This is a genomic window from Cyclobacterium sp. SOCE241 (assembly GCF_056867545.1).
In genome coordinates this window covers 322,810-344,973 of sequence record NZ_CP149779.1, presented here as the reverse complement: position 1 = coordinate 344,973, position 22,164 = coordinate 322,810, and the positions used below count along the sequence as shown (strand labels likewise).

12 protein-coding genes and 4 pseudogenes are annotated in these 22,164 nt (G+C 38.1%); 9 read left to right on the top strand and 7 right to left on the bottom strand.

Translation table 11 applies throughout. The features are described from left to right. Positions 1–915: 915 nt before the first annotated feature. From WG932_RS01615 to WG932_RS01600, 4 genes and pseudogenes are all read left to right on the top strand, one after another. Positions 916–2,274, top strand: coding sequence for a NarK family nitrate/nitrite MFS transporter (locus WG932_RS01615; protein ID WP_483086696.1), 1,359 nt, complete (start codon positions 916–918; stop codon positions 2,272–2,274). A 144-nt stretch (positions 2,275–2,418) separates the two neighbouring features. Then, a pseudogene (locus WG932_RS01610) lies at positions 2,419–5,937 on the top strand (molybdopterin-dependent oxidoreductase). A 219-nt stretch (positions 5,938–6,156) separates the two neighbouring features. Continuing rightward, positions 6,157–7,116: a hypothetical protein gene (locus WG932_RS01605; RefSeq protein ID WP_483086695.1), complete on the top strand. Its 960-nt coding sequence runs from the start codon at positions 6,157–6,159 to the stop codon at positions 7,114–7,116. Positions 7,117–7,169: 53 nt separating this feature from the next. Next, entirely contained in the window at positions 7,170–7,586 is a 417-nt protein-coding gene (locus WG932_RS01600) for a rubredoxin (protein WP_483086694.1), read from the top strand. Positions 7,587–7,931: 345 nt separating this feature from the next. On the opposite strand, the pseudogene cobA reads toward WG932_RS01600, so the two are convergent. Further along, positions 7,932–8,689 (bottom strand): annotated as a pseudogene (gene cobA / locus WG932_RS01595) (uroporphyrinogen-III C-methyltransferase). Positions 8,690–8,851: 162 nt separating this feature from the next. Between cobA and nirB the strand changes: the two are divergent. From nirB to WG932_RS01570, 5 genes and pseudogenes are all read left to right on the top strand, one after another. Next, positions 8,852–11,346: pseudogene (gene nirB, locus WG932_RS01590) on the top strand (nitrite reductase large subunit NirB). Between the two features lie 49 nt (positions 11,347–11,395). Next, positions 11,396–11,779 carry a nitrite reductase small subunit NirD gene (gene nirD, locus WG932_RS01585; protein ID WP_014021741.1) on the top strand — a complete coding sequence of 128 codons (384 nt, stop codon included), beginning with the start codon at positions 11,396–11,398 and terminating at the stop codon, positions 11,777–11,779. 215 nt (positions 11,780–11,994) lie between these two features. Beyond that, complete coding sequence (locus WG932_RS01580; protein ID WP_483086693.1) at positions 11,995–12,711, top strand: type IV pili methyl-accepting chemotaxis transducer N-terminal domain-containing protein; 717 nt, start codon at positions 11,995–11,997, stop codon at positions 12,709–12,711. 23 nt (positions 12,712–12,734) lie between these two features. After that, positions 12,735–13,811: a PAS domain-containing sensor histidine kinase gene (locus WG932_RS01575; RefSeq protein WP_483086692.1), complete on the top strand. Its 1,077-nt coding sequence runs from the start codon at positions 12,735–12,737 to the stop codon at positions 13,809–13,811. Positions 13,812–13,828: 17 nt separating this feature from the next. Then, on the top strand, positions 13,829–14,506 hold the full coding sequence (locus tag WG932_RS01570; protein WP_014021739.1) for a response regulator: 678 nt from the start codon (positions 13,829–13,831) through the stop codon (positions 14,504–14,506). Between the two features lie 132 nt (positions 14,507–14,638). On the opposite strand, the pseudogene WG932_RS01565 reads toward WG932_RS01570, so the two are convergent. The 6 genes and pseudogenes from WG932_RS01565 to WG932_RS01540 all read right to left on the bottom strand — a co-directional run. Continuing rightward, positions 14,639–15,691, bottom strand: a pseudogene (locus tag WG932_RS01565) (MptA/MptB family glycosyltransferase); the annotation flags it as partial. Between the two features lie 276 nt (positions 15,692–15,967). Beyond that, entirely contained in the window at positions 15,968–16,849 is an 882-nt protein-coding gene (locus WG932_RS01560) for a hypothetical protein (protein ID WP_339677612.1), read from the bottom strand. Positions 16,850–17,017: 168 nt separating this feature from the next. After that, positions 17,018–17,698, bottom strand: coding sequence for a glycosyltransferase family 2 protein (locus WG932_RS01555; protein WP_014021736.1), 681 nt, complete (start codon positions 17,696–17,698; stop codon positions 17,018–17,020). Positions 17,699–17,756: 58 nt separating this feature from the next. Continuing rightward, entirely contained in the window at positions 17,757–19,223 is a 1,467-nt protein-coding gene (locus tag WG932_RS01550; protein WP_483086691.1) for a cellulose synthase family protein, read from the bottom strand. Between the two features lie 2 nt (positions 19,224–19,225). Continuing rightward, positions 19,226–20,770, bottom strand: a complete 1,545-nt coding sequence (locus WG932_RS01545) for a 4Fe-4S binding protein (RefSeq protein WP_483086690.1) — start codon at positions 20,768–20,770, stop codon at positions 19,226–19,228. Positions 20,771–20,775: 5 nt separating this feature from the next. Continuing rightward, on the bottom strand, positions 20,776–21,975 hold the full coding sequence (locus tag WG932_RS01540; RefSeq protein ID WP_483086689.1) for an NAD(P)/FAD-dependent oxidoreductase: 1,200 nt from the start codon (positions 21,973–21,975) through the stop codon (positions 20,776–20,778). Between the last annotated feature and the right edge of the window lie 189 nt (positions 21,976–22,164).

The window sequence follows — 22,164 nt, the reverse complement described above, 5'->3', positions numbered from 1 at the left end:
AAATTTCATAACTATTCTCCGTTTTAGCCCCAAAGTATTCGCTGTCAATGCTAAAAATTACCCCCTTTAACTTGCCATAAACTACTCTAATGGAAAGTTCTAGAAAGGCCAAAAAGCAATGATTAAAAATAAATTACTTTAAAACAACTCTCTAAAAACCACCCAATAACAAGTAAACAAAGGCTAAGCGGCTCCACCTTTGCCAATCTTTAATGTTTTGACCTACTTAGACCAATAAAAAGAAACGTAGAGCCGAATGTAAGGTTGTTCAAAATACCATTGAATTATTATCATTGCTTGTTCATTGAGTAGAGATAGCATTCATGCAATAATCATGCACCGGCACACTTTTTTAAGCCTACGGATTTATTGTAGAATATTGAAAGCGGATATCGATCCCTTAATTGTTCCTCCTTTAGGAACTGGTAATTTTAAGCATGATAGAATCATTTTTAAGCTTAGTTACTTAGAAACAAAAAAATACGTAAATATTTTACGTATTTTTACTTATTTTTAAAAACATGTATTACCTTAGCATTCAATTAGCACTGGAAATGTTGAGTAAATCATTGCAAGTAGAGTTGCATAAATTAAAACAGACAAAACAAAAAAACCTATTCAAATCACTATTATTCAAACACTTAAAATAAAATAATTTCAATTAGTAGAGCTATTCTTGAGAATCAATTAACACAACCGTACAATTACGTAATTATTCCATGGATTAATTTTCAAAGACCACAAATTGAAATTGTGTATCCGGAACCTTAACAATAAAAGAAAGTCATTAACGAACAGCTATTCTAAACTCAATTAGGATTCCAAAATTCTCATTATTAGAGATTGAAGTTTTCACTCGTATCCGAGCACTGGGAAAAAGCCTAACAAATTTATTTTCTTCTAAATACAAAAGCTATGAAACCACTTATCAACAAAGCGACCTCTATCAACCTATTTGATTTCAAGTCTCCACAGATGCGTGCCTTCCATCTTTCTTGGTTTGCATTCTTTCTATGTTTTTTCGGTTGGTTTGGAATTGCTCCATTAATGGCCATCGTGAGAGACGAATTGAATTTATCTAAATCTCAAATAGGCAACATCATTATTGCTTCAGTCTCTATCACAGTATTAGGAAGGTTATTTATCGGTTGGTTAGTAGATCGAATAGGACCTAGGATTACCTATACCTACCTTTTGCTCATTGGATCCATACCGGTAATACTTATTGGATTGAGTAACAGCTATGAAAGCTTTCTATTGTTTCGATTGGCAATAGGTGTGATTGGAGCTTCTTTTGTAATCACTCAATACCATACCTCAGTAATGTTTGCACCGAATGTAGTAGGCACAGCCAATGCTACCTCTGCAGGATGGGGAAATATGGGTGGTGGAGTCACACAAATGGTCATGCCATTAATCTTTGGTTTTTTTGTATCCTTAGGCTTTTTGGAAAGCAGCGCTTGGAGATATGCCATGATGGTACCTGGGTTTGCAATGATACTTACAGCATTTGCCTATTACAAATGGACAACGGATTTTCCTGAAGGAAACATTAAAGACCTTAAAAAGAGTAATCCGGATTTTAAAATTAAGAATAAAAGTAGCCAGAAAGGGGCATTGAAAGAAGCGCTGTCAGACAAAAGAGTATGGGCCTTGTTTTTAATTTATGGGGCCTGCTTCGGTATTGAACTTACCATAAACAATATTGCTGCAATTTACTACCATGATTTCTTTGATTTAAACCTGAAAACTGCAGGATTAATTGCTGGTTTGTTTGGTTTGATGAATTTATTTGCAAGGTCTTTGGGAGGCTTTTTTGGAGATAAGGCAGGCATAAAATGGGGATTAAGAGGACGTGTAGCATTCTTGGGAATCGTTCTATTAATAGAGGGAATAGCCTTAGTAGTTTTTTCTCAAATGACAATTTTGCCGTTGGCTATAGGATCCATGGTAGTATTCAGCCTTTTTGTGCAAATGGCAGAAGGAGCAACCTTTTCTGTGGTACCTTTCATTAACAAAAAGGCAATAGGAATGGTCTCAGGAATTGTAGGAGCAGGAGGAAATGTAGGTGCAGTGATGGCTGGATTTTTATTTAAAATGGAAGGCTTAAGTTATAGTCAGGCATTGTCTATTATGGGGATTGCTGTAACAGCCGTAAGTGCTTGTTCACTAATAATCAGATTTTCTAATGTTGATGAAAGCGTCGCAAAAGAGGAATTGGATAAGTCCTTGGAACACAAAGCAGCACTTCAGGCAGAAATGGTACGAAGTTGAGTTTTGACAGAATAGAAATGTCCTTACTTCAAAAATCTTCATTAATTAAATGCTTAATGTCAACCACTTGTTTTGGTCCTTTCTAAAGTATTTTAAAATTAAAGGACCAGCCCTAGAATAAAAAGCAAAATTCAATCGCCATCTATGTCAACTCAGGAAGAATTAAGTTATAAAAGTACCTGCTCCTATTGTGGTGTAGGTTGTGGGCTCATTGTAAAAAAAGATAAGAAAGGTCAAATCAGCCTTAAAGGAGACCCGGATAATCCTGTAAACAAGGGCATGCTTTGTTCAAAGGGAATGAATTTAAACTATGTTGTAGCAGATGATTCTGACCGTTTATTACAGCCTCAGATGCGTTGGGGAAAATCCCACCCTTTGGAAAAAGTTGAATGGGACACAGCATTGGAACGGGCAAGTGCCGTTTTTAAATCCATCATTGCCAAGCATGGCCCGGACGCTGTCGCCTTCTACGTTTCCGGTCAATGTTTAACTGAAGAATATTACCTTGTCAATAAGCTTACCAAGGGTTTTTGAAAACCAACAATATTGACACCAACTCTCGCCTTTGCATGAGTTCTGCAGTTATGGGTTACATTAAAACACTTGGAGAAGATAGCGTACCCATCTCCTATGAGGACATTGAATTGGCAGACTGTTTTTTGTGGCAGGTGCTAACCCTGCTTGGTGCCATCCCATTCTATGGAGAAGAATTGAGCAACATAAAGAAGAAAACCCTGAGGTAAAAATTATTGTCGCAGATCCACGTGCCACCCAAAGTTGCTCTATCGCTGACCTCCACCTTCAACTCAACCCGGGAACGGATGAAATACTTTTCTTGGCCATTGGTAGGTGCATTATTGAACAAGGTGACATAGACCTATCGTTTATTAAAAACCACACGGATGGATTTGATGCCTATAGGGATCAGGTAATGACAACTACTTTAAAAGAGGCTTCAGAAATTTGTGGGGTGTCTATAGAAGAAATAAAACTGGCTGCCTCTTATATTGGAAATGCCAAGGCATTCCTTTCCCTTTGGACCATGGGCCTTAATCAAAGTGCCGATGGAGTGAATAAAAACCTCGCATTGATCGACCTGAATTTAATCACAGGCAATATTGGAAAACCTGGAGCGGGCCCATTTAGTTTGACAGGGCAACCCAATGCAATGGGTGGACGGGAAGTAGGTGGCATGGCTACTTTGTTGGCTTGTCATCGCAATTTAAACAATCCTGAACACCGAAAGGAGGTGGCTGACTTTTGGGGTGTGGATAAAATTTCACCCAATCCTGGAAAAACTGCTACACAAATATTTGAAGGCCTAGAAGATGGTTCGATAAAAGCAATATGGGTTATTTGTACCAACCCGTTGGTAAGTATGCCTGAAGCTAGAAAAGTAGAAAATGCCCTTAAAAAAGCTAGATTTGTGGTTGTTCAGGATATTTCTAACAAGAATGAAACCATACCATATGCTGACCTTGTACTTCCTGCTGCAGGCTGGGGAGAGAAGGAAGGTACCATGACCAATTCGGAAAGACGAATAAGTCACCTCAGCCAATTTAAATCCCCTCCTGGAGAAGCACTTCCCGATGCCGAAATCTTGATTCAGTTTGCCAAAAAAATGAAGTTTTCAGGTTTCGAGTTCAACAATATGGCAGAAGTTTATGCCGAATATTGCCAGTTGACCAAAAACACTAATATTGATATTTCCGGTTTAGATTATGACTATCTAAAACACCAAGGCACCGTGCAATGGCCATTTTTAAATAAGACCCAGGGAGGCACTAAGCGCTTATTTACAGACCGTAAATTTTATACACCAAATAACCGCGCGCAAATTTTAACGTCCGGACTCAAAAACAGTTATGAAAAAACCACTCCTGAATTCCCATTAATTTTAACCACAGGAAGGATTCGAGACCAATGGCACACCATGACAAGAACCGGGAAAGTCAACAAATTAAACAGCCATATCCCCAGTCCTTTTCTAGAAATTCACCCCGATGATGCAAAAGTACGGGGGTAAAGGAAGGGGACACCGTATTGGTATCCGGTCTTAGAGGTGAAGTTAGGGTGCATGCACAAATAACCGACAAGATTAAAAAAGGTATGGTCTTTATCCCCATGCATTGGGGTAAAATATTAGGAAATGATTTTGCCAGAGCCAATAATTTAACCGGGAACTCATTGGATCCGGTTTCCAAGCAACCCGATTTTAAATATTCGGTAGTACAGGTGGCCTTGTATAAAACTGTGAAACAAAAAATAGTGATAATAGGGGCCGGGGCAGCTGCCTATCGCTTCATTAATACTTATAGGGAATTCAATCAGAAGGACGAAATCCATGTATTCTCTAAAGAAAAGCATCCATTTTACAACAGGGTCCTACTCCCTGATTATGTAAATGCTCATAAAAATTGGAATGATTTGTTAAAATTCAAATCCCCTGCCGCCATGGACAAGCTTAACATTAAACTGTATGTGGAAAATGGCATAGAATCCATTGACAGATCCAACAAAACAGTCACAGATGAAAAAGGTAAAGTTCATCATTACGGAACCCTAATATTGGCTACCGGTAGCAGGGCTTTCGTACCACCGGACGCCCCTATGCACCTGCCAGGGGTATTTACCATGCGAAATAGAAAAGATGCAGACGACCTTAAAAAATACTTAAACTATAAAGGCCATGTACTTATTGCAGGAGGAGGTTTGTTGGGTTTGGAACTGGCCGCGGCACTTAGAGAAATTGACATGCAAGTGACCATTGTCCAATTGGGTTCACGCTTAATGGAAAGGCAATTGGATCCTATGGCAAGTTCACTATTAAGAGAAAGACTGGAAGAAATGGGCGTTCAGTTGTTTATGAACAATCAATTATCTTTGCTAGAGTCACATGGTGACAATAAAAATATTACTGCAAACCTCAAAAGTGGGCAGAGTATCGCTTGCAATGCGATAGTATATGCCATCGGAACTCGGCCAAATATAGAGCTGGGTAAATCGGCAGGACTAATTTGTGGTAGAGGAATTAAAGTAAACGACTACCTACAGACCAGTGACCCTGATATTTTTGCCATGGGAGAAATTGCTGAACACAAAGGGAAGCTCAATGGGATAACAGCCGCTGCGGAATCTCAAGCAGATACCGCTTCCAGATTCATTAACGGCGATTTACTCAGTACCTATAAAGGAAGTGTTCCAATGAACATTTTGAAATTTGCAGACCTTGACCTCTGCTCCATAGGCATACCTGAGAAACCTGCCAATGCAGAGGGTTACGAGGAAATTCTTTTAATAGATACGGCTCAAACTTTTTATAAAAAATGCATTGTTTTCAAAGATCGACTGGTGGGGGCAATCTTAATGGGAGATAAATCTGAATTTGCTGAATTCAAAAAATTAATTGAAGAAAAAACTGAATTGTCCAGTAAAAGGCAGGAACTTCTAAGAGGAAGTTCCACCAAAGAAGAAGTCATCGGGGAAGTGGTTTGCTCATGTGGTCAAGTTGGTAAGGGAAATATTACAAAAGCCATCCAATCGGGATGCAAAGAATTTAGGGCACTTTGCCAGCAAACCGGTGCTGGCTTGGGATGTGGAAGCTGCAAACCTGAGGTCAAAGAAATCTTAGATGAAGCACGAATGGCTACCATTCAAGTATAAACGATTATGGCCCTACAATTCGGTATATAGGTAGAAAAAAATTACCTTCATCATTGATTGAAAGCCGAAAACTTACAGATAAGTTAAACTATAAAGAGAAAACAGTTATCAGCTTCACATCTCTGGTCCTATACTACCGGGATCAAATGAATATCACACCATATTAAATTGTTCAGGGACCAAAATGAACACTTCTATGGTCAAAAAACTTAAACCAAAATGCAAAAAGCAGACTTAGTCAGAGTATTTGTCAAAGGAGGAATCATCTCTCCGGGTGATTTTTTAAAAATGATCCAAACAGTCCAGGCTCTCGGTACCAGCTATATTCACTTAGGTTCCCGTCAGGATGTATTATTCCCTTTGGAAAACAAAAACCTTAAATCCCTTAACCAAACGTTTAACTCGATCGACACTCCTTATGACACTGACGGAGAAGAGTATCACAATATTGTCTCCTCCTATCCGGCAGTGGATGTAATGCCTACTACCCATTGGCTTGCCTCACATACCTACCACTATGTATTAGACACTTTTGATTACAAACCCAAGCTAAAAATAAACATTACGGATCCTGTTCAAAGTCTTGTGCCACTTTTTACCGGCAATATAAACTTTGTGGCCTCACCTATTGAAAATTATTGGTATTTGTATTTAAATTTCTCCAAGGTCGATACCAAACCATGGTGTGCTCCCGAGTTAATTTATGGCTATGACCTAGCAAAAGTGGCCAAAGAAATAGAAGCTTTAGCTCCTTTTGAAGGGAACTTGAAATATGAGGAAATCTATCAGAAGGTCATGAGTAATGCTCAACCGGACCTACAAAAGATGGAGCAGGAATTGGATTATCCTGAAGGGACCACTCCCTATTATGAAGGCATGAATAGGATTGTTGGTGGCAAGTATTGGCTGGGCCTTTACTGGAGAAACAATAAATTTTCAATAGCCTTTTTAATCGCCCTTTGTCAACTATGCATCAAAACCAATATTGGAAAAATATGTTTAACACCTTGGAAATCTCTGATTGTAAAAGGAATAGCTGAAAAAGACAGGCTCAGTTGGGAAAAATTACTAGGTAAATATGGTATAAACATAAGACACAGCTCCATTGAGTTAAACTGGCACGTACCGGTACTTGATGAGGAAGCCCTTGAACAAAAAATTACCTCGTCCGTGCCTTAGACAAGCAGGACATAAGTACTTATGGGCTCAGCTTTTCCATTAAGACAAAGCCCATGTCCTTGTTTACAACCGTGGCCATAGAAAAAGCTATAAAAGAAAAAGAAAATGACCCGGACACATTTAATATCCTTTATTCAAAAAAGTTCAATCCAAATCTTTCTGAATACCTTTACTTTGTAAAACAGGTTCCTCTAGAAACCCTTCCTCCTTTATTAATTGAACTTAGTTATAAATATTATGACCAACTAGAACTGCAAAAAACGCAAGAATATACGGACCCTAAAGCTTCAGAAGTAAAGAAAATAAATAAAAAATACCAATGTAAAAACTGCCTTTCTGTCTTCGATGAAAAATACGGGGACCCGGAATCAGATATCGAGCCCTATACCTCTTTTATTAAATTACCGGATAATTATACTTGTCCAATATGTGACAGCCCCAAATCTGCATTCAAGTTTATTAACAGCTAAAATTACTATTAGCCGATTTATCCTTACTTTCCGTAAGGCAGGAATTAGGAACAAAGGACTAAATCCATCCCATGTTATAATATAGTTCTATTATTTTATTGTGGCCCCCAACATTAGGTAATCCCATTTGTCATAAGGGCTGGAATCGCAGAAAAATCTGGCTATTTGGAGATTTTAGCCTAGCATAGCTCTGGTCAGATCCATAGTAGCAATGAATTAACTGATTTTAAAGTCAGTTCGGTCCACAATAGTAGGGCTAACCATTGATCAGGTAAAACATTGCATATCAGTCCAACCGTTGAAAATCTAAACCATAGTCCATCAACTGTGATGCACCATTTTATTTCATTCAACCAGCCTCATTTCTTGAACAAGCTTTTCCTTGAGTTTCCTTTCTTCCACCACTTTTCCTATTACAATTACTGCGGGAGCCTTTAAACGGGCCGTTTCTTGTAAGGGAAGTATGCTTTTTAAATCTCCGGATAAAAACCGCTCTTCTGCTTTACTTCCATTTTGGATCAAACAAATGGGTTCATCACTGCCTCGGTATTCAGCAAAAAGTTTTACAATCTCAGTAAGTTTCTTCATTCCCATTAATATAATTACTGTGGCAGAAGATTGAGCAGCAAGGTATAGATCATTTGCCGTACCATGGTCTTTTAACGTCCCTGTTACAACCCAAAAACTTTCATTGACTCTTCTTTTTGTAAGGGGACTCCAGCAAGGCCTGGGACGGCCATGGCACTGCTGATCCCGGGAATATAAGTTGTTTCAATCCCGTGTTTCTCAGCATATTCAAGTTCTTCATGTCCACGCCCAAATACATAAGGATCTCCTCCTTTGAGTCTTACCACATGACTTCCGGTTTTTGCCCAGTTGACGATCATGCTATTTATTTCTTCTTGCTTGTAAGAATGTTTGCCGGCTCTTTTTCCTACAAAGATCTTTAAGCTGCTTTCCGGAGCATGATCCAATAAAGCCTCATTGGCCAAGGCGTCATACAAAACCACATCTGCACTTTCTAATGCCTTTATGGCTTTTAAGGTGATCAATTCAGGATCTCCCGGTCCTGCTCCCACTATGGATAATCTGGCTAAGCTCATATTCATTCAGTTATATTACTTATTTACTAAAACAAATTTAAGTAATTTTTTACGTATTTATACGTATTTTAAAAATTTACTTTTAACTTAGCACTTGATTTAAATGAAATACGAATAAGAAACTACTTAGAAAGGCAATCTTCCACCGTTAAAAAAACCAGTATGACAAAGATAGTAGTAATCGGAAATGGCATGGTAGGATATAAGTTTTGTGAAAAACTTATTCAAGCTGATCCTGAAAAGGCTTTTAAAATCACTGTTTTTGGGGAAGAGCATTGGCCTGCCTATGACAGGGTTCATTTAAGTGATTATTTCACTGGATCCACTGCTGAAGATCTATTGTTGGCCCCTTCATCCTGGTATGAAGAAAATCACATCCTTTTACGAAGAAATGAACTAATAGTAGAGATCAATAGGCAAGAAAAGAAAGTAATCAGTCATTTAGGGACAGAGGTCTCTTATGACAAATTAATTCTTGCCACGGGATCAGGGGCAATGGTCCCTCCTATTAAAGGGGTGGAGAAAAAAGGAGTTTTTGTATACCGAACCTTAGAAGACCTTGAGGCCATCATAGATTATGGCAAAAATGTCAAAAAAGCAGCAGTTATTGGGGGAGGACTTTTGGGACTTGAAGCAGCCAAGGCCGTAAGGGACATGGGTTTAGAAACGCATGTAGTAGAATTTGCTCCCCGTTTAATGCCGAGGCAACTGGATGAAGCAGGTGCTTCCCTACTCAAGTCAAAGCTTGAAGATTTAGGTATTAGTATTCATCTTAACAAAAATACCCGACAGATCAAGGGAAACGGGAAATTATCAGGATTAGATTTTACAGATGGTTCGGAACTGCCTATAGAGATGTTGGTTATTTCTGCAGGAATTAAACCACGTGACGAATTGGCAAAAACCTGTGGCCTCTCTTATGCGGAACGCGGAGGAGTGATAGTGAATGAATACCTCCAAACAGTTGAAGACAAGGATATTTTTGCTATAGGTGAGGTGGCTTCGATACAAAACATGATCTATGGGCTTGTTGCTCCAGGTTACGAGATGGCTACTCAAGTTGTCAATCAGCTTACCGAAAAAAGGTCAAGCCTTTTCTGGGCTATGATATGTCTACCAAACTTAAACTCATAGGCATTGATGTAGCCAGTTTTGGTGATCCTTTTGGGACAAATGAACCTTCCACTCCAATTGTATACCAAAATAAAATTTCAGGTGAATATAAAAGAATCAATATTTCTTTGGATGGCAAACGCTTGCTAGGCGGAATATTGGTAGGTGAGGCGTCTGGCTACGGCATGCTCTTACAGATGACCCAAAATAGTATGCCATTACCCCCTAATCCTGAAGACCTCATTCTCGGTTCACGAGGAGGAAAAGAATCATCGGGTGCCGGTGTAAGCGACCTTCCATCTGAAGCCCAAATTTGTTCATGTGAAAATGTCACCAAAGGATCACTATGTAAAATTATTGAAGAAGAAGGCCTTACAAAATTAGATGAAATAAAAGCGTGCACCAAAGCCGGAACAGGCTGCGGGGGCTGTATTCCAATGGTAAATGATCTTTTGAAGAGCCAATTAAAAGCCATGGGGAAACAGGTGAAAAACACGCTTTGTGAGCATTTTGAATATTCCCGACAGGAACTTTTGGACCTAGTAAAAATTAAGGAAATCAAATCTTATGAAGAGCTTTTGGATCAATTAGGAACAGGTGATGGCTGTGAAACCTGTAAACCTGCTGTGGCCTCTATCCTTGCAAGTACTTGGAATGAACTCATTACAAAGCAGGACACCATACAGGACACCAATGACCGGTTTTTGGCCAATATTCAAAAAGGAGGAACCTATTCTGTGGTGCCAAGGGTTCCCGGTGGAGAAATTACTCCTGATAAATTAATGGTTATCGCTCAGGTGGCTAAAAAATATGGGCTTTATACAAAAATCACCGGTGGTCAACGCATTGACATGTTTGGTGCGAGGGTAGATCAACTTCCGGATATTTGGGAAGAGTTAATTGATGCTGGATTTGAAAGTGGTCATGCCTATGGTAAATCACTGAGAACAGTAAAAAGTTGCGTAGGCTCTACTTGGTGTCGATATGGCGTTCAAGATGCTGTCTCCTTTGCTATTGAGGTGGAAGAAAGGTACCGAGGCCTGCGCTCTCCCCATAAATTAAAAGGAGCCGTTTCAGGTTGCATCAGGGAATGTGCTGAAGCCCAAAGCAAGGATTTTGGTATTATAGCTACAGAAAAAGGATGGAACCTTTATGTAGGAGGCAATGGGGGTTCCAAGCCTCAGCATGCAAAACTCTTAATCAATGATGTGGATAGCGCTACTTGTTTAAAATACATAGACCGTTACCTGATGTTTTATATCCGAACAGCAGATCCTCTGACCAGAACATCAACTTGGTTAAACAAACTAGAAGGCGGTATAGATTACCTAAGGGAAGTTGTTGTAAACGACTCACTCAATATAGGAGAGGAACTTGAGAGAGAAATGGCTTTTAAAATTGAAACCTATGCTTGTGAGTGGAAAGAAGTGGTTAACAATCCAATACTTAGGGCAAAATTCCAACATTTTGTAAACGACGACCAAGGGGATCCCCAAGTAGCTTTCAATGAAGTTCGAGGACAAAAAGCACCTACAAACTGGTGATTAATCACAAATTGAAACCTAATTTCTTCCAAAATCTAATTTCTTAAAAATGACAACGACAACATTACTGGAAAAGTATAAAACTACAGATCATACCCAAATCACCACTTGGTTTAAGGCAGCACCTGTTTCTGCCTTTCCTGAAAATGGTGGTGCTTGTGTGAAATACAAAGACCTTCAAATTGCCATATACAAGTTTAGTAGGCGCGACGAATGGTATGCCTGTCAAAACCTTTGTCCTCACAAAATGCAAATGGCATTGTCTAGAGGAATGATAGGATCGGAAGGCAATGAACCGAAAGTCGCTTGCCCCTTCCACAAAAAAACATTTTCTCTTCAAACCGGAAAAAACTTAAATGGAGACTATTGTGATATTGCAACCTATCCCGTAAAAGTTGAAAATGGATATGTTTATATCGGGTTTACCGAATAATAAATTATTTGGACCACCATCACTTTAAGCCTACAACTTCGTTTGAACCAAACCAAGTAAAAATACGGAATAGATTTAACGAACAGCATTGGTCTATCATAAATCATTTTCGGTGTACTTGGTTGATTCTGTCATCCAGATAACCTTTTATTTCTTTCTTATATTGGATGGGAATTTTAAGTGGTTTTACTTACTTTTAAGCAGCCAAACCACTTATGGAAAGTCAGGATGCATCCAAAAAACCAAAATTTAAGAAGCTAGGTAAGTATTACCTTGTGGCATTGAGTGCAATTGCCCTTAGTATCATTCTGAGCCAAATATTGGTTCAGAAGTTTATCAGTGAGCAGGAAAATGATTCACGGATCGTTAACCTTTCAGGTAGGCAGAGGATGCTTAGCCAAAAAATCAGTAAGTGTGCGCTCTTATTGACCGACCCCTCGTCCTTTTCAAATGACCTAAAAACAGTTAAGGAATTAGAAGAGGCTTTGAAGGAATGGAAAGCTGTTCACTTCACCCTCCAATCAGGTATAGATTCACTAGGTGTAAAGACGCAAAACAGTCCTGAAGTCAAAGAATTATTTAACCGAATCAACCCTGATTTTAACACCATTGTAGTTGCCACAAAAGAGATCCTTCAATTATTAAAAAAGAATATTGGCAGTCCAAAAGGGCAAATATTAAAGAATACAGAGGTAATTATTTCACATGAAGCCTCATTCCTTAGAGGGATGGATGAAATTGTATTTCAGTATGACAAAGAGGCAAGTGTAAGGGTTTTGAACCTGAAAAACATTGAAGGACTTTTGTTAATCCTGTCTTTGGCTGTCATTTTTTTGAGATATTCTTTGTTTTTATACCTTCCGCCAAAACCATTCGAAAAACTTTCGAGCAACAAGACAAATCTCAAAGAAAATCAAAAAAGCTTACCCTAGAACTTAGTACATTATATACTTCATTGGAACAAGCCTATCAGGATCTTTTAGAAGTGGAAGTGGCTGTAGAAGATTTTACCTTATATGCAAAATGTGAAGTTAATGGAGAATTTATAGACTTTTCGGAAAAATTTATTTCCATCATGGAGTTTGAAGAAGAACGCCCTACAAATATCTTTAGTTGGATGCAGGACCAAGGATATGGTGAAGATTATTTGAAAAACATACAAAAAATGATCTTAAACAATAAGCCTTGGACGGGTGAAATAAGGGTGGTCAATGCTGTTGGTGACTTTGTTTGGCTCAAAATAAATTTAATCCCTACTCAGAATGAACATGGTATTCCAAATCAAGTACTGATGATTAGTACTGACAAAACTGAGAAAAAAGAAGCTGAGACCATTTCCAGAGAAATAAATAAAGAAAAAATTGAAAAAAAGGTAAAGGAGCAACAGTTTCGTTCAGCCCTTATCTTGGAAGGCCAAGAGGAAGAACGCAAGAGAATCTCCAGAGATATGCATGATGGTATTGGACAAATGCTTTCAGCCATGAAGTTTAATTTGGAAGCCATTCACTCTGTCAAAATAAATGCGGAAAAGGAAAAATTAAAAACCGTAAAAGATTTACTCAAAGATGTTATCAGAGAAGTAAGAAGGATTTCATTTAACCTGACTCCCAGCGTCTTGTCTGATTATGGTATCGTACCTGTTCTTAGCAAGTTTGCTCGTGAGATCACCAAAATATCTGACCTTAAAGTGGTTTTCGAAAATAAAACCGGGTTTCTGACTCGATTGGAAGGAAAAATAGAAAACAACATTTACCGCATTTGTCAAGAGGCTGTAAATAATGCCATCAAGTATTCGGAGGCCAGCGAGGTGAAAATTACCCTTACCCATAATTCACAATATTTGAACTTAGAAATTGCAGACAATGGAAAAGGTTTTGATATTGATAAATTGGAAGAAAAAGGACACTTTTCAACTTCGGGTCATGGAATTTTTAATATCAGAGAGCGGGCCAATTTCATCAATGGTGACTGTGAAATTCAGTCAAATGAAGGTATAGGAACTACCATCAGCATAAATATCCCTTTAGAATAAACAATATAAACCTAAAAATGGAAAAAATAAAAGTTGTTTTAGCAGATGACCATGTGGTGGTCAGGAGCGGAATCAAAAACCTTCTGGAAAATGAAGGAGAAATTACAGTTGTAGGTGAAGCTTCAAATGGAAAAGAAGCCATAGTGGCTGTTGAGAAATTAAATCCCGACATGCTAATCATAGATATTCGAATGCCTGAAATGAATGGTTTGGAGGCAACAAGAGAACTTAATAAAAACCCTGATGCCATCAAAATTCTAATTTTATCTATGCATGACGACGAAGACTATATTCTTCAAGCCATAGAATGTGGTGCCTCAGGATACCTATTAAAAGACACTAGTAAGGAAGAATTCTTGAAAGCCATAAAAACCATCAATCAAGGTGGAAAGTATTTTAGTGGAGACATTAGCCAAGTATTGGTGAATAATTACTTAAATATAAATACTAAAAAAACCAATCCGGAGAAACCCATAGCCAACGATTATGACATCACCAAAAGGGAAAAACAAATCCTTAAAATGATTGCCAATGGCATTGGTAATAAAGAAATTGCAGCTCAACTTGGAAAGAGTATTCGAACCATAGAAACCCATCGTTTCAATATCATGAAAAAATTGAAAGTAAATAATGTAGTGGAGTTGCTTAAAAAAATTGATGATGAACCCGGATTAAAAGCCCATATTGAAGATTAAAACCCGAAATATGCTTTCCGATTGTAACACTGCCCTTAAACAAGGTATAGGCTATCAAAAATCCTTCTTAATCCGGGTAAAGCATCCGGATTCATTGTATGAATTCCTTTATAATATAACCATTCATTAATGTTATTGATTAAGAAACGGCAATTCCCTTCTCTTTAAAAATATATGATAAATTAAATAGGACAATAAAAGCAAATACTCCAAAGCCAAGATCAGGTAGTTTTCATGGTAACTCGCATCTGCATAGGCATGATAAGACAAAAATACTAATCCACTCCATGCTACAAAGATATAATTTGAAGTAAAAAGACTTAGTCCTAAAGCAGGGATAAGGTACCAGGGATGCACGGTCGTTTGGAGCAACAGAAAAACCAAATACATCCAAACCATTTTATTCGCCAAACCACCCGCGTTGATTTCCTTATTGGTGACACCAATGACCAATAAGCTGAGTGTTGCTAGAATGTTAAGACTTGGACCTAATGTCCCAATAGGATTATAATCAATAAAAAACCAAGAAAACCATCTCAGCAAATAATACAATGAAGCATTGAATTCGAAACTACTTTGGTAAAGCCGAAAACTGGTATAAAAATTTTCAATATGACCACTTGTGAGCAATGGAGCAAAAAACAAGAGTAATAAAATGATCGTCATTAGGGAAAATTTCACAAAGCTCCTTTTCTTCCAAGCATTAATCCAAATGGGGGCTGTAAGTAATGGGCTCAATTTGATTCCTACAGCCATACTCCAACCTAAAGCCGTATTTTTCTCATCCTTTTGGCAATAAAAGTACAAAGTCATTAGTAAACCTGTCAAAACCATGCCTTCAAAGTGAAGGTTTCCTGTGAGTTCTATTATAACCAATGGATTGAAAGCATACCAAGCCAATTTGTAAGCAGGTAATTTCAAGCGGAATAAAATTTCTTTTATAAACCATAAATTGATCAACTCAAATAAAAGTAATATACTTCTTAAAGAAATAATATTCAGAAAAATGTCCTCTCCAGCCCATGTGGCCATCCAAAAAATAACTGATGCAAAGGGGGTATACCGAGTAATAATTGGGGAATTCATTTTATCCAACAATATTTCCCAGTAGACATTCTTCTCTAACATTCCATTTGTAAACCAATCTCCGGGCAATGCAGCATAAGGATTGAGTCCTTTTCCTACTAGTTGGCCATCAAAAAATACCTATAAAAATCATCAGATAGCACAGGCTCTGCCCCAATTAAGAGTAAACGCAAACCCATTGCCAAGGCAACAAGCGAAAAAAAGGAATAATTTATTTTTTTACTTGATAAACCAATAAAAGGTAGGATAAAAAGCCAAGAGCAAATAAAAAAGCTGCGGTACAAAAGCAGAACGAGGAAAATAATACCCCATTCCTAAAATCACCAAGGCATAAATAATAATTACGAAATAGTTTTTCAACACGCTTGTGAGATGTTAATTTAGTTTTAATTCATCTCGTAGAAATTCATCTTCGATTGCTTTTCTATTCCAGTAATCAATCACCTTGGTTCCTTTTCGCTCAGCCTTAGTCAGCTCTTTATCACCATTATTATTGGTATGTTCTTCTTCCCAACCCAATATTTGATAGGGAAATTGTTTTTCATAATTGATCTTCAACACACGATTCCCCGAACTATAGGTCACCTCAAGTTGGCTTCTGTTTTCACTAATGTCTAGTGCACGGATAAATACTTCTTCAGCAATAAAATCGCTGTGGGTAAAGCGCTGATAGATGAGAGAAGGCATCATCATCACACTACCTTTCGGTACTTGGTTTGGATTTATCCTTATCAAGTTCCATAAATCATCCTCAGCAATTCCTTCTATCGAAAAAGACTTTTCACCTTCTTCCTCAAAGTAACTAAACAGCTCCCCCTTATAGTCATTGCCACTTTTTAAATTAAGCTGAGTAAAAGACTGCCCACACCACTCTTGAGAGCTGGCGGTAAACTTCAATCCTTGAGAGGCTTCCTTGGTGGGGGTAAAAGCAGACAACATCATATGGTAAGGATAAATCCCGGTGACAAACTCCCTAGTTTGATTCATTTTAAGCACTGAAATCTTGTCTCTTCCTGCTTCATTGGGATGATCCAATTTTAAATGTTTCTTTCTGGAGAAATCTTCGGTTACAAAAATTAATACGGCCTCCCCTTCTCTAGCTTCACCATACCGGTATTGAGTAAGTTTATAACTGTTGATTTCAGCTTTTCCCTGAAACCAATAATCACCCCACTCCTTAAAATCTACATTTTCTCTTTGTGGTCTATTGCAAGCAAAACCTAGAAAAATCAAGAATACAGCTATACTAGTTTTCATAAGACTACCTTTTATGTTTAATTTAATAAAAATAAACGAATTGACCTCTATTAATCCTTCCAAACGAAATTTAAACTCAATAAGATTATCCACATGGGTTTAATCTTAAATCGGCAAGACCCTCCGCTAGCAAGATGAATCAATTTCCTTGCTAGTCAATTCTGGATTTTACCTGTACTTCCAAATGGTCCAAAGAATTTTATAACCCGCCCCAAATACTCCTTTAATTGTCCCACTAACCTTCGAAACACCAATTCTTTTCCTATAATTCACAGGTACCTCCGTGTAAGATAAACCATTTTTCACAGCCTTGATTTGCATCTCTATGGTCCATCCATAGTCTTCATCCTGCATATTGAGGGCTTTTAGCTTGTTCCACCGGATGGCCCTAAAAGGTCCTAAATCTGAGAAATCAGCTTTGAATAACTTAAACATCAATTTTGTGGCCAACCAATTTCCAAAAACCTGCGGTAAGGTCATTGCCCCATATTCCCTACTACCCTTGGCCCTGGAACCAATGACCATGTCCGCATTATCCTGAAAAATAGGCTCCAAAATATTTACCATTTCCTCAGGGTAATCACTATAATCGGCATCTAAAAATACCACTACATCAGGTGATTGCTTTAATCCCTCCAGATAAGCAATACCTTTTAGGCAGGCTTTGCCATAACCTTTTTGGGGTTCATCCAAAACTATCGCTCCGGCATTTAAACTTACTTTGCGGGTATCGTCATTGGAGTTGTTATTTACCACAATAATATTTCGGACAAAAGCCGGAATCTCAGCAATTACCTTTCCTACGGCATTTGCTTCATTAAAAGCCGGAATAATAACATCAATTAACATAAAATGTATTAAATAAAGGGGACCATATAAATGGAGGTCTTGGGTTCAAATCAAAAAGTTAACGATGGATCATATAACTTTTAAAAGAGGCAATGCTTACCAAGCTAAAGCCTAATGCAAGCATGCTGTGAAATACCAACATCTCATAGGTACCTGTATAAATTGAAACCACTACCATGACGCTGAATACTATAGCCAAGATAGCTTCTAAATAAGCTGTAGGAGGAATTTTCAATTGGTTGTAGGTATTGCTTACCCAATTACTCCCCTTTACTGCCAAATTGTATTTTGGAGTTCGTACAAATGGTGATTTTTTACCGGTTAAGCCTTCCCATACCGCTTGGGCATTGTGAACAGATAGTCCCATGGAAACAGCCAAGAAAACCGGCAACTCCCACAAAAACCTCAGGAAGCTTTTGAAAGTGAAATGGCTAAGATTTAGATTGGCAAAAAAGTAAACAGAGGCAATGATCACAAAACCAAAAAGGAAGAAAGCCGCTAGTTTAAAATATTCCAAAGGAATAAGACCTTTATAGAAGCCCCACCAAACAGGAATGCTTGATAAGCTAACCAATAAAATGGCGATAAACAGTGTAGAGTTTAGCAAATGAGCAGCTGCATGAATTTTCACTTTTAAGGGAAAAGTACCCTTTAACACATGCCATAAATGTTTTCTCGCACACTCTGCCCCGCCTTTGGTCCAGCGAAACTGCTGTGATTTGATGGCAGACATCACCGGAGGTAATTCTGCAGGAGATACCACATCCGGTCGGTAAATAAATTCCCAGCCTTTCTGTTGCGCCCTATAACTCAGATCAAGGTCTTCTGTAAGTGTATCCGCATGCCAATCTCCGGCATCCAAAATACAAGATTTTCTCCAAATGCCTCCGGTTCCATTAAAGTTAATAAAAGCCTTTTGAGCGTTTCTTCCCATCTGTTCCACCATAAAATGGGCATCTAAAGCAAAAGCCTGTAAACGTGTAAAAAGCGAATAGTCTTCATTCAAATGGCCCCACCTGGACTGAACCATACCAACTTTATCATCCTTAAAATGACCAACTGTTTTCAATAAAAAATTAGGGTCGGGTACAAAGTCAGCATCAAATATGGCTATCAACTCTCCTTCCGCAACTTCCAATCCTTCTTTCAAAGCTCCGGCTTTAAACCCCTGTCTATTCTCCCTGTGTAAGTATTTAAAGTTTACTTCAGGAAATGCTTTTAAACAGTTTTTAATGATGTCAGCAGTTTCATCAGTGCTGTCATCCAAAACTTGAATTTCCAGTTTTTCTTTGGGGTAGTGCATGGATGAAATGGCTTCAATCAGTCTTTCGACCACATACTTTTCATTGAAAATGGGCAGCTGTACAGTAACTTTAGGAAGTCCCTTGTCATTTATGGTTGCCATTGGCATTTTGAGGTCTTTAAACTTGAAAAAATGCCATAACAAATTGGCCTGTGCAAAACTATAAAACAATACAAAACACATGGCCAAACCATATATTACCAAAAACAAATTAATTAACATTTCTATACTTTTGCTTTAACTGAGTCATTACCAATGATAATGGGCATATCATTGATCCTACCTTCTTCTTTTCCATTTTCCAACTTCAATACTCCTCTAGGACAAACCGCAGAACATACTCCACAGCCCACACAGGAAGATCGAACAATGTTTTGTCCCCTTTGCGCATACCATCTAACGTCAATACCCATTTCACAATAGGTAGAGCAATTTCCACATGAGATACATTGCCCTCCATTGGTAGTAATTCTAAATCTGGACTTGAATCTTTGAACCATTCCCAAATAGGCGGCTAAGGGACAACCAAACCTACACCATACTCGGTTCCCCATAAAAGGATAAAATCCGGTACCAACCACTCCGGCAAAGATAGAACCTATGGCAAAACCATAAATAGAATGAATCTGCTCAGTGGCTTGCCCCAAAAGTTCAAAGCTCATAAAGTAGTTAATAATCGTTAAAGCTGTCATGACAACAGCAAAAACCAACACCCCGTGAATAAGGTACCTTTCAATTTGCCAGGATTTTAGCGATTTATCAGAAAGTTGACGGTAAGGATCTCCTAAAGTTTCTGCGAGCCCACCACAACCACATACCCAACTACAGTACCAGCGTTTTCCATACAGGTAGGTAAACAATGGGACCCCAACCACAATCAATAATATGCCAAAGATAAGCATAAACATTCCTAATGCACCTGAATTCAACATTCCTTCAATTCTATACTCATAGAAAAATGAATAATCCAGCGGCCAAATATTTTTGAAGTCATGCCAAGGCTTGTTTAACAATACCAAAATTTCAGGAAGTAAGAAGGCAAATGACAATTGAAAAAACATCACAGAAGATGTCCGGATCATTTGGTATTTATTCCCTTTGTATTTCCTAAACATACGAAGTCCCATCACTACTATAGCCAATGAGTATATAAAACCATATAGAAACCATTGGCTAGCTGCTCCGCCGGATAATGCTTGGCTCAATGGATCTACCATCAAAACCAAATTGGTGAGGTATTCCGGAAACCAGTACAGGATAATATAAAATAAAATTAAATACGAGCCTGTAAGCATACCTAACCAACCTCTAGCCATCATAGATGAGAAAAATATGCCATCATTTTTAATTCCTGAAGGCTTTCCCCGATAAAGAGGTAAAATATAAAACAATCCTCCAATTACAGTTAGCCCTATGGAAACCATCAAGTAAAGTAAAGGATAATCATTGACCGGTCCCAATGATGCGGCCTTGGTTAAGGTGAATGTGTAATCATCCCAAATAACTTTATCCCACTCTTGATTGGCCTTTAATTCCTCATTATAGGAATTGAAGAGCTCTTTAAAGGAACTTATAAATTCAATATTAGAGGTATACAACTTACCAAACATGGGTTGAAGCACCTCTACCATGGCCTCGGTATGGATTTCTTTCGTGTTTTCTATGGTTGTTTCCTCATCCAATTTGTAATCACCTAAAAATGGGATGATCGTAAAAAACAGCAACCCAATCAAGGTAAGGATTACTCCAATCTTCTGTAGAATATTCATAAATTTTAACCAAATATTTTTTGAAACATTGACTTTTTGGGCAGACTTACTGCTTTACCCGTTTCCTTATTGTACGATTTCAGCACATCTCTATGGTAACTGTCATAAAACTCAGGATTAAAACTTGCCTCCCCCAGCTTCTCAAGAACCTTATCAGCATGCCAGGCTTCTTTTATCGCCTTATCGAAGAAAGCGTGCCGCATCCTCCAATCAAAAGCATTGACGGCCAGGATGCGTTCTTTATCATCAAATAACAATCTAAGTGCTATTTTACCTTCTTTATTTTCCCAATAAAAAGACCATTTATCTTTGCTCCAGGTACTAGGTAGAAAACCATAGGTTTGGTATTCTATATCAAAAAACTTAGCAGAATTGAACCAAATCCCGGGTTTATATTCCACTTGTTTATCATGTGTAAGATTATAAGCAAGTGTTTCACCGTGCATTCTCCCGGTATACCAAACCTGCTCAATTACCTTTCTATCAGGACCGGGAGCCTCGGAAAATTCAACACAGTCACCAATGGCGTAAACCTCCGGAATATTTGTTTCAAATTTTCTATTCACCACAATCCCCCTATTGGTGTCAAGTTCAGAACCCTTTAAAAAATCAATGTTTGGTCGGACTCCGGCAGTTAATCCCACAAATTCACAGGGAATGAGTTCACCTGAAGAGGTTTTAACTGCCTTAACTTCTCCGTTTCCATCATCTAGAATTTCAGATAATTCGGTTGAAAATCTCAAGTCAATATGATGTTCTTTGATATGTCGCCCTACTAACTTTGACTCTTCCGGAGGAAGTACATTGGACCAAAAATTTTTTTCTCTAACTAAAAATGTCACGGGAATCTCTCTGGTAGAAAACATTTCAGCCATTTCTACACCAATCAGGCCACCGCCTACAATAACAGCATGTGAGATTTTTTTGGATCGATTTTCCATCTGTTCAAGATCCTGATAGCTATAAAGACCTTGCACACCTTTTAAATCTTGACCCGGCCAACCGAAATAGTTTGGTTTAGAACCTGTAGCAAGAATCAACTTGTCATAGTCAAGTTTTTCTCCATTATCAAAGCACAAATGGCGATTTGAAAAATCCACTCTCTTAACCCATGCAAATTTAAGTGCGATCCGGTTTTTTTCCCAGAAATCATCAGCATAAGGTTTGGTATGTTCATACTTCATATGCCCCATATAAATATACATAAGGGCTGTTCTAGAAAAAAATGTTCTGTTTCACCGGAGACAATAACGATTTTTGCCATATCGTCATTTTTTCTAATATGTCGAGCGCAGGTAACACCCGAAATACCATTTCCTACAATTACTATTTGACTTGCCATTTTTGATAACGATAAGTATTAAAATCCATATTTAAGCCTATTACGGGGATGC

Bases quoted from the DNA above. Each gene is read 5' to 3' on its own strand.
- WG932_RS01615 (WP_483086696.1), top strand. From the start codon at position 916: ATGAAACCACTTATCAACAAAGCGACCTCTATCAACCTATTTGATTTC.
- WG932_RS01605 (WP_483086695.1), top strand. From the start codon at position 6,157: ATGCAAAAAGCAGACTTAGTCAGAGTATTTGTCAAAGGAGGAATCATC.
- WG932_RS01600 (WP_483086694.1), top strand. From the start codon at position 7,170: ATGTCCTTGTTTACAACCGTGGCCATAGAAAAAGCTATAAAAGAAAAA.
- nirD (WP_014021741.1), top strand. From the start codon at position 11,396: ATGACAACGACAACATTACTGGAAAAGTATAAAACTACAGATCATACC.
- WG932_RS01580 (WP_483086693.1), top strand. From the start codon at position 11,995: ATGGAAAGTCAGGATGCATCCAAAAAACCAAAATTTAAGAAGCTAGGT.
- WG932_RS01570 (WP_014021739.1), top strand. From the start codon at position 13,829: ATGGAAAAAATAAAAGTTGTTTTAGCAGATGACCATGTGGTGGTCAGG.
- WG932_RS01560 (WP_339677612.1), bottom strand. From the start codon at position 16,849: ATGAAAACTAGTATAGCTGTATTCTTGATTTTTCTAGGTTTTGCTTGC.
- WG932_RS01555 (WP_014021736.1), bottom strand. From the start codon at position 17,698: ATGTTAATTGATGTTATTATTCCGGCTTTTAATGAAGCAAATGCCGTA.
- WG932_RS01550 (WP_483086691.1), bottom strand. From the start codon at position 19,223: ATGTTAATTAATTTGTTTTTGGTAATATATGGTTTGGCCATGTGTTTT.
- WG932_RS01545 (WP_483086690.1), bottom strand. From the start codon at position 20,770: ATGAATATTCTACAGAAGATTGGAGTAATCCTTACCTTGATTGGGTTG.
- WG932_RS01540 (WP_483086689.1), bottom strand. From the start codon at position 21,975: ATGTATATTTATATGGGGCATATGAAGTATGAACATACCAAACCTTAT.